At 59.6% G+C, this 8,076-nt stretch carries 4 protein-coding genes; all 4 read right to left on the bottom strand.

Annotated elements, in window-relative coordinates:
- On the bottom strand, nt 1–2,585 hold a 2,585-nt coding region (locus tag ACPF7Z_RS02380), incomplete at its 3' end, for a retention module-containing protein (protein WP_425191551.1).
- Between the two features lie 85 nt (nt 2,586–2,670).
- Nucleotides 2,671–4,128, bottom strand: coding sequence for an HlyD family type I secretion periplasmic adaptor subunit (locus ACPF7Z_RS02375; protein WP_425191550.1), 1,458 nt, complete (start codon nt 4,126–4,128; stop codon nt 2,671–2,673).
- Entirely contained in the window at nt 4,125–6,284 is a 2,160-nt protein-coding gene (locus ACPF7Z_RS02370) for a type I secretion system permease/ATPase (RefSeq protein WP_425191549.1), read from the bottom strand. Before ACPF7Z_RS02370 ends, ACPF7Z_RS02375 begins: the two co-directional genes overlap by 4 nt.
- A gap of 69 nt (nt 6,285–6,353) precedes the next feature.
- A complete protein-coding gene (locus ACPF7Z_RS02365) occupies nt 6,354–7,784 on the bottom strand; it encodes a TolC family outer membrane protein (protein WP_425191548.1) in 1,431 nt (476 codons plus the stop codon).
- Between the last annotated feature and the right edge of the window lie 292 nt (nt 7,785–8,076).

Raw genomic sequence — 8,076 nt, 5'->3', positions numbered from 1 at the left:
ACGTCATTGTCGTTGGCCAGTACGTTGCCGGTGAGTTGGGTATCTTCTGATCCAGTCGCAGCGTCATCCTCGGCCACCGGCGCATCGTTGACCGCTAACACGGCCAGATTGAGCTTGGCGGTATCCGTCAGTTCGCCGTCGGTCACGGTATAACTCACCGCTGGGACCTGGCCATTCCAATTCTCGATCGGCGTGAAGGTATAGCTACCGTCGCTGGCGATGCTGAGCGAGCCGACACCATCGAGCTGGGCGATTTCGCCTGACTGATACGTCGCGCCATTGACGGTGAAGCCGCTGATGGACAGATTGCTATCAGCGTCGACGTCATTGTCGTTGGCCAGTACGTTGCCGGTGAGTTGGGTATCTTCTGATCCAGTCGCAGCGTCATCCTCGGCCACCGGCGCATCGTTGACCGCTAACACGGCCAGATTGAGCTTGGCAGTATCCGTCAGTTCGCCGTCGGTCACGGTATAGCTGACCGGCGGGACCTGGCCATTCCAATTCTCGATCGGCGTGAAAGTGTAGCTACCGTTGCTGCCAATGCTGAGCGAGCCGATACCGTCGAGCTGGGCGGTCTCGCCGGCTTGGTAGGCGGTGCTGTCGACGGTGAACTCGTTAACCGACAAATTGCTATCAGCGTCAACATCGCGATCGTTGGCCAGCACGTTGCCAGTGACCACAGTGTCTTCGTCACCAGTAACGCTATCGCCTTCGGCGATTGGCGCGTCATTCACCGCGGATACGGCCAGATTGAGCTCTGCGGTATCTGTCAGTTCACCATCGGTGACGGTGTAACTCACCGCCGGCACCTGGTCATTCCAATTCTCGACCGGCGTGAAAGTGTAGCTACCGTTGCTGCCAATGCTGAGCGAGCCGATACCGTCGAGCTGGGCGGTCTCGCCGGCTTGGTAGGCGGTGCCGTCGACGATGAACTCGTTAACCGACAGATTGCTATCAGCATCGACGTCATTGTCGTTGGCCAGTACGTTGCCGGTGAGTTGGGTATCTTCTGATCCAGTCGCAGCGTCATCCTCGGCCACCGGCGCATCGTTGACCGCTAACACGGCCAGATTGAGCTTGGCAGTATCCGTCAGCTCACCGTCGGTGACGGTATAGCTCACCGGCGGGACCTGGCCATTCCAATTCTCGATCGGCGTGAAGGTGTAGCTGCCATCGCTACCAACGGTTAGCGATCCGATGCCGTTAAGCTCGGCGGTCTCGCCGGCTTGGTAGATTGTGTCATCGATAGTGAAACTGCTGACCGCGAGTGTATCGCCTTCGATGTCACTGTCGTTGGCCAGCACATTGCCAGTCAGCGCAGCATCTTCTGATCCAGTCGCAGCGTCATCCTCGGCCACCGGCGCATCATTCACTGCTGATACGGTCAGCTGTAATTCAGCAGTATCCGTCAGTTCCCCATCGGTGACGGTGTAGCTCACCGCCGGGACCTGACCGTTCCAGTTTGCATCGGGCGTGAAGGTGTAGCTGCCGTCGCTGGCGATGCTGAACGAGCCGATACCGTCGAGCTGGGCGGTCTGACCGGCTTCATAGTTATTGCCATTGATCTGGAAGTTGCTGACGTTGAGCGACTCATTATCCAAGTCGCTGTCGTTAGTCAACACATTGCCAGTGATAGTGGTGTCTTCATCCCCGGTAGCGCTATCGACTTGAGCGATGGGGGCGTCATTGGTTGGAACGACCGTCAAATCGAGCGTTGCGCTGTCAGACAGCTCCCCATCGGTCACGGTGTAGCTCACCTCCGGCACCTGGCCGTTCCAGTTCTCGAGCGGCGTGAAGGTGTAGCTGCCATCGCCAGCGATACTGAGCGAGCCGATGCCGTCGAGTTCAGCAGTGTCGCCGGCTTGGTAGGCGGTGCCGTCGACGATGAACTCGTTAACCGACAGATTGCTATCAGCATCGACGTCGCTATCGTTGGTCAGCACATTACCGGTGAGCCGGGAGTCCTCTTGACCGATCATTGCGTCACTTACCGCGCGCGGCGCACTATTGCCGGCAACCGTCCCGCCGGAAGAATCACTGCCCTCTGAATCATTAACGCCGACTTGCGTGTCGTTGGCCAGGGCAAGATCATCAGCGATCGTTTGATCGTCGAAACCGTTGCCTGCACGCCCGCGGGGCGGTTCAAGCGGCTCCAACTGCGCAGCTGACGTATCGAGGCTCAACGACTCTAGATCCTGGTTGATGCGCTCAAGACGAACGAATGAGTGGCCACTTCGTATGCCACCTGGCCCAAAACCGGCGGTCGGGGCCGGCAACACCTCGAGCAGGTCTTCCTCGCCTTGCTCCAGCGCCGATAGTAGCGCTTCGATGTTGTCATTCGATTCGATGGCTTCTCTCGCCCCATCGGTACTCATGTCCGCCAGCATGAAGGCGCTGTCATTAGGACCGACCATGATCGGTTTCGCGTTGGCGAGTTCGAGTTGGGCCCTTCCATTATCGGAGGTCAGTACCTCTTCACCTTCAAGCAATACTTCACCGGGCTTCAGGACACGCAGATTACCCTGAGTATCCCGGGCCCAGGCCTGGCCGGTTATAGCGAGTACGGTTGCGATAGAAGTAGCCATGAATCAGCTCCCTGCGAGCGGATTGAATCGTTATGCCAGTGATGTCGAATCAGCCACTGGCGTTTTTATATAAGTCTCGGCTGCGTCACCGTTCGGTCAACGCGTTGCCCTTGATGCGTAAAATAGGTTTGAGCAGGTAATCGAGTATCGTGCGCTTGCCAGTACGAATATCTACCTGCGCGGTCATTCCCGGGATAATCGTCAAGTCTTCGCCCAACGCCGTGTCCTCGGTGCGCACCCGCACCAGATAAAAGGTATTACCCTCGTCGTCGGTGATGGTGTCGGCGCTGATGTGTTCAAGGGTTGCCTGCATGCCGCCATAGATTGCGAAGTCATAGGCGGTAAACTTGACGAAAGCCGGCTGTCCGGGGCGTAGAAAGGCGATGTCCTGTGGCGCAATGCGTGCCTCGACCAACAATTGATCGTCGCTGGGTACGATTTCCACCACGTCCTGACCAGGTTGCACGACACCACCCAGGGTTGTGACATTCAAGCGCTGCACGGTACCCGCCACCGGGGAGCGAATCTCGGCCATGGAGACCTTGTTCTCCAGGCCAACGTTGCTCTCATCCAGCGCCGCCAGTTGCCCCAGCGTTTCGGAAAGCTCGGCACGCCACTTGTTCTGCATTTCCAGCGTCACCTCGCGTACCTTGCCCTGGGCCTCCTCGATTGCCGCCTTGAGTCTGGCCACTTGAGCACTGGCTTGGTTACGTTCGCCACGGGCGTTGGATACCTCCCGCTCCAGACGCAATACCTCCACCTCGGACACCGCCCCGGACTTGAGCAGTGGTCGCGTCAGGCTCAGCTCTCGCGAAGCCAGATTCAGCGCCCGAGAAGCCTGGTTGAAGCGCGCTTCCGCTTCCTTGAGTTCCTCACGGCGCTGATTCAGCTGTTCTCGGGCGATCGATTGAGCTTCCTGTAGCGCCTGCAGGCTGGTCTCGTACAGCCTGCGTTCCTGAGCGGCCAGGGTCGGTGCTTGTTCAAGCAACTCCGGCGTCGGCACGAAGGGCTGATCGTTGGAAAGCGCCCGCAACCGCTCCGCCTTGGCTTGCAACGCCAGGGACTTGGCTATGCCTTCACGAAACGAGGACACGAAGCGAGTGGGATCGATTCGCATCAGCAGTTGACCTTTTTCGACCATCTGCCCTTCCTCGACGGCCAGTTCCTCGACCACGCCACCATCGAAGGACTGAATGACCTTGAGCTTCGAGGAGGGAATCACCCGTCCGGTCCCCTTGGTCACTTCGTCCACCTCCGCAAGGGCGGCCCAGGCGATCAGCCCCGCCAGGGCGATCACCACCAGATAGAGCAACCCCCGGGCACGCATCGGATCCTGCTGCATGCGCGCCCAGTCCGCATCGCTGGCCCAGTCGCGCTCGAGATGTGCCGACGACACCCAGCGCGCGAATAGCCGGTCGATCAATGGACGAAACGCCTTGCCGCCGCTTTGGGATACACGACCCAAGGATTCGAAACCGCGCTGTTCGGCGCTCTTCTTCTCGTCGGTGGATTTTTTGCTATCGGGAACCAGGGAGACGCTCATTGACTGGCCCTCCCGATCTTGCCACTGCGTAGCGCTTCGATGATCTCATCCCTGGGCCCGTCGGCGACGACTCTGCCGCCATCCATCACCACGATGCGATCCATCAGTGTCAACAAGGCGCTACGATGGGTCATGACGATCAATGTCTTGGATTTTGCGTAAACCGCCAACTTGCGCTTGAAGGCTTCTTCGCCGGCATGATCCATGGCACTGGTGGGCTCATCGAGCAGCAGGATTTGCGGGTCGTTCACCAACGCCCGGGCAATCGCTACGCTCTGGCGTTGCCCGCCGGAGAGTAATTCGCCGCGCTCACCCACGGGCAACTCAACCCCTTGTGGATGAGCGCTGACCATGGACTCGATGCCCCCGATACGTATGGCACGTAGCAGGGCGTCGTCATCGATACCGTCGCTACCGCCGGCAGCCACGATGTTGTCGCGTAGCGAGCCATAGAACAGGCTGACATCCTGAGGCACGTAGCCGATATGCCGGCGCAGCTCGATGGGATCGAGCTGGCGAATATCGACACCATCGACCATCACCGCCCCCGCAGTGGGTTGATAAAGCCCTTGCAGCAGCTTGTTGAGTGTCGATTTGCCGGACCCCATGCGGCCCAGTACTGCCACCTTCTCGCCGGCGCGAATCTTCAGCGACACATCACGCAGTGCGTCCCGTTCCTCGTTCGGATAACGCAGCGTCACCCCGCGCAACTCGAGATGACCACTCACTTGTGCGCGGCTGACGTATTGACGCCCTTCCGTGCGCTCCTCCGGTTTCTTCATCACCTCATTGAGCGAGGACAACGCCGTGGACGCATTGTGATACTGGGCCATCAAGGCCGCCGCCTGACTGACCGGCGCCATGGCGCGGGAAGACAGCAGGTAAGCAGCGATCAACCCGCCCTGGCTCAGATCGCCTTCAATGATCAGGTAAACACCGATGACGATGATGGCCACCGCCACGGTCTGCTGAGTCCACTGGGCGACGCTCCCCACCGAGGTACCGAGCAGCCGCATCTGCGCCGAGGTGCGCGACAGAAATGCCGTAGTCTTTTCCCACACGCCCTGAATCCGGCCTTCGCCCCGCAGCGTCTTGACGGCTTCTAGATTGGCGAGGCTCTCGACCAGGGTTGCGTTGCGTTGCGCCCCGACCCGCCAGGTGGTTTCGGAAAGCTCGTGCATCTTGCTCTGAGCCGCCAGAGCGTAGAGCAAGACGACAACGATGCCGACCACGATCGGAATCACGAGATATGGCGAGATGATCGCGATGATCGCGGCGAACAGCAGCACAAAGGGTAAATCCACCAGACTCACCACCGTCGCCGAGCCAATGAACCCGCGCACCGACTCGAAGGACTGCAGGGTGGAAGCGAAAGAACCGGTAGACGCGGGCCGTGCCTCCATACGCATGCCCAGCACGCGCTGCATCAAACGTGAGGAGAGTTTGACATCGGCGCGGCTGGCGGCCAGATCGACGAACGCATTGCGGGTCAGGCGCAGTGCCAGATCGAAACACAGCACCAGGAAGATACCTATCGAGAGTGCCCATAGCGTTTCCGTGGCCTGGTTCGGCACCACCCGGTCATAGACGTTCATCACGAACAGCGGCATGGCGATGGCGAACAGATTGATCACGATCGAGGCGATCAGCACGTCACGGTAGAGTCGACGGTTCTCGAGAATGACGCCCCAGAACCAGTGGCGCTGTCTCGGCTGTGCGATTTCCGGGCTCCGCGCATCATAACGAAAGCGCGGGCGTGCATAGATGGCGCGACCGCTGTAGCGCGACTGCAATTCATCCAGGGGCAGCTCGACCGCCGCCTCGCCAAGCTCCGGATAGGCGACCCGCGCCTGGCCTTGCGCCACATCGAGACTAAGCAGCACGCAGGCACGCCCGGGCTCTAATAACAGAATGACGGGGAACAGCTGCGGATTGAGCCGCGCGAGAGAGCAACGAGTCTGACGCGCCGTCAGCCCCGCGCGTGCAGCGGCACGTGGGAATATGCTCGGTGTCAGCTCACCTTTTTCCAGCGGCAAACCGGCCAGCGCCGCCTCCCGTGTCATTTCTCGATCATGAACTCTCGCGATCACCCGCAGGCATTCGAGCAAGTCGCCACCCTGTACCGGGCTGGCGTCCAGTGTGAACTGGCTAGTCATATGCCGCCCCTATCCAATAAGACCCTATCTACCAAACCTCTGGTTACCAGGAGTCCTTCCACCAACCCTCTAGTCACCAACGCGTTGGTCGCTGACACCAGAGGGCCATTTGGAGGCTGGCCGAGGTTTATTCGAGGTTCTCAGGTCCGAGGTCAACGCTTCCAGGCTGTAGCTCGAAGGCGCCTGCATCGGACAGATCGACTCGGCGTCGATTGCGACGCCATCGCTACCCAGCTCGGCAAGGGAGGGAACGCCGCGACGCGAAACGTCCAATGTCGGCAACAACTCCCCCATGGCCGCCAGGGTACGAGCACGGGCCAATTCCAGATCGTAGCCGGCATTGATGTAGGCACGGCTGGCCTGAAAATATTCGTTCTCGGAATCGAGCACATCGAGCAGGCTGCGCTGGCCAATATCGAACTGTTGTTGATAGGCGCCCCGCACCCGATCGATCGACAAGCGATGCTGGTTGAGATAGTTGAGCTGCTCGGTGATACGCCGGGCATCGTTATAGGCGATGGTGGTGGTCTGGCGCAGATCGACGCATTCCTTGTCGCGCAGATCCTTGGCACGATTGACCAGGTCGCCAGCGCGTCGATAGGAAGCCAGATCGGAACCACCACGATAGAGATTCATGCTCGCGACGATCTCGACCGCACCTTCGTCGTAGCGCCCATTGATCCCGTCTTCGTTGTTGGTGCCGGTGCGGGCGCGGAAATCGATCTGCGGATGAAACCCGGAGCGGGTGCCCCGAGCCTCGGCGCGGGAGGCCTCGATATTTTCGATTGCCGCATGAAAGCCAGGATTCCCTTCGAAGGCAGCCTGCACCGCCGCACTTACCGACGGCGGCAGGCGCTCATCGAGATCCGGCATCGGCGCCAGCGCATCCGGCGGGAGCGTGCCCACCAGGCGCTGAAAGCGCGCACTGACGTCATGAAGATTGGAGGCCTCGGTCAAGAGGTTCGATTCCGCCAGTGCCAGGCGGCCACTGATCTGCTCGAGATCGACGCGACGTCCAGCGCCGGAGGTGACTCGCTGCTCGATCTGATCGTATACCCTGAGGTGCTTGGCATAGTTGTCCTTGGCCAGGCGCACCAGTTCGCGATAGCGCCGCACATCCTGATAAGCCCGCGCAACGTTCAGCGCGACCTCGTTACTGGTGCGCATCAGCTCGTAGTAGCTGGCCAGCTTGGCGCGATCGAGCCGCTTGACCTCGCTGGCGGTATCGAAACCATCCCATAGCATCTGGGTCAGGGTGATCTCGCTGAAATTCGAGCTATAGCTGCCGCGACCGTCGTTGTCGCGATATTCACGCCCGACACCGGCGCTGATATCGACGCTGGGATAATACCCGCCCCGGGCCACGTCCACTTGGTCCATGGCCGCTTGGAAATCGTTCCAGCTGGCGCGTACCTCCGGGTTTTCCGTGACCGCCCGTTGCACGGCACCCTTAAGGGTATCCACACCCGAGTGAGCTTGGGCCTGGGCATGCGCTTGCATGATAAATGGAGACACGATGACAAGAGAGAAGACGAATCTAGACAGAAATGGCTTGGGACGTGCGATATCGCACCAGGGACGGCTTGTAGAGAAAGGAAACACCCGCATCAATTCAGTTCCTCGTTTGCGCCGGGCCGGCCAGCGCGGGCAACGTCTGAGGCGTTGCTTGAGTTGTCAGGTAAGGGAGCATGCAAAGCATTAGCGTTTTCTGCTTTAACTAGGCAGATCACTATTTTTATGGAGTAAAAAGTATTATCAAATTCTACGCGACATGAGAGGCGAAACAAGAATG

The sequence above is a fragment of the Halomonas sp. GXIMD04776 genome, from assembly GCF_049808615.1.
GTDB lineage: Bacteria > Pseudomonadota > Gammaproteobacteria > Pseudomonadales > Halomonadaceae > Modicisalibacter.
The sequence above is the reverse complement of the archived record's forward strand: the minus strand, read 5'-3'. Positions and strand labels throughout refer to the sequence as shown.